Annotated in this window: 2 protein-coding genes; one reads left to right on the forward strand and one right to left on the reverse strand. The window is 76.9% G+C overall.

Annotated elements, in window-relative coordinates; all coding sequences use genetic code 11:
• Positions 1–91: 91 nt before the first annotated feature.
• Positions 92–751 carry a hypothetical protein gene (locus HCJ92_RS24095; protein ID WP_167935714.1) on the reverse strand — a complete coding sequence of 220 codons (660 nt, stop codon included), beginning with the start codon at positions 749–751 and terminating at the stop codon, positions 92–94.
• 253 nt (positions 752–1004) lie between these two features.
• On the opposite strand from HCJ92_RS24095, the gene HCJ92_RS24100 reads away from it, so the two are divergent.
• Positions 1005–1340 (forward strand): helix-turn-helix domain-containing protein (locus HCJ92_RS24100; RefSeq protein WP_420824773.1); only part of this gene is annotated, 336 nt, incomplete at its 3' end.

A 1340-nucleotide genomic window follows, 5' to 3' on the forward strand; every position in this document is an offset into this window, starting at 1 on the left:
GCCCGGCGCTCACCCCCTCCGGAGCGCCGGGCCGCCGCCGTGCGGTCCCCGTCCCCTGCCGCGCGTCACCGGCACGGCAGGGCCGGCCGCCTCAGCCCAGTCGGTCCAGGGCGGCGGTCAGTGTGTCCGCGAAGGTGTCTGCCGGCGCGTCGGACAAGGTGCCCATCCGGCCCCATGAGACGAGCGTGACGGTCCCCCCGGCCCGCCCCACCCCGTGGACGTTGACGTCCGTCCCGGCCTCGGGCGGCGCGGTGAACACGGCGTAGGCGTGGGCGCTGTCGCCGGCGTCGACCGTGCCGAGGTCGTCCCACCCCGCCACCGCCCCCGGTTCCCCGCGCAGCCAGTCGGCCGCGCAGTCGGCCGCCGCCGCCTCCAGCGCGACGGCCAGGTCGGCGGCCTCGGTCGCGTTCCCGGTCTCCACCACGATCTGGCGCGCGGAGGCGTCCAGCTCCGTCCAGTAGTCGCGGTGGGAGGCGCCCGCCGTCGGCAGGAGGCCGTCGAAGCAGGCGAGCGGTTCCTCGGGCAGCCCCGGCGTCACGTTCCCCGCGTACCAGTCGGAATGCGGGTCCGGGGGCAGCTCGCCCACGTCGAGGAAGTCGCTCGCCGCCGCCTGCGGTTCCGGCGCGGTGGTCGGCCCGGTGGCGGTCGGCTGCTGTCCGGCCTGGGCCTGGAGGGTCGAACCGACCGTGAGGGCGGTGATCGCCGCCACGGCCCCGAGCCCCGCCGTCAAGCGGGCAGTGGTGCGTCGCATGGCTCCCCTTAGAGTGCTTCCTACCGGTCGCCGGGGCGTTCCCGGCGATGTGCCACCACCGTCCCCCGGGGAGCCCCGTGGGACAACGGAACGTGCCCATGACGGGACGCGGGAATGCCGCGACCGCCGCTGAGCTGCGACGACGCGTCCGGCCTGGAACGGTCGCGGGAACGCGGGAACGCGACGGGCGGGACAGGCGCCACCGGGCGGGCGGCACCGACGCGGGTCGGGTCGGGGGGAGAGGGGTCGGTTGGTGCAGGACGGCGCCGCCGCGGAGTTCGCGCGGCTGGTACGGGAGTTGAAGGAGCGTTCGGGGCTCAGTTACGGGGCGCTCGCCCGGCGGTTGCACATGAGCGCCTCCACCCTGCACCGGTACGGATCCGGTGCGGCCGTGCCCGTCGACTACGCCCCCGTCGAACGGATCGCGCGCGCCTGCGGCGCGGACCGGGCGGAGCTGGTCGCCCTGCACCGGGCGTGGGTGCTGGCCGACGCCGCCCGCCCTCCCCGGGGGCGACCGCCGTCGCCGGGCTCATGCGCGGGCTGTTCAAGCACAGCAGCGCCAAGCGCGACCTGCTCGGCGGCACCGCCG

Origin of the sequence: Streptomyces spiramenti (genome assembly GCF_012034385.1) — a bacterium.
GTDB lineage: Bacteria > Actinomycetota > Actinomycetes > Streptomycetales > Streptomycetaceae > Streptomyces > Streptomyces spiramenti.

Bases quoted from the DNA above. Each gene is read 5' to 3' on its own strand.
- HCJ92_RS24095 (WP_167935714.1), bottom strand. From the start codon at position 751: ATGCGACGCACCACTGCCCGCTTGACGGCGGGGCTCGGGGCCGTGGCG.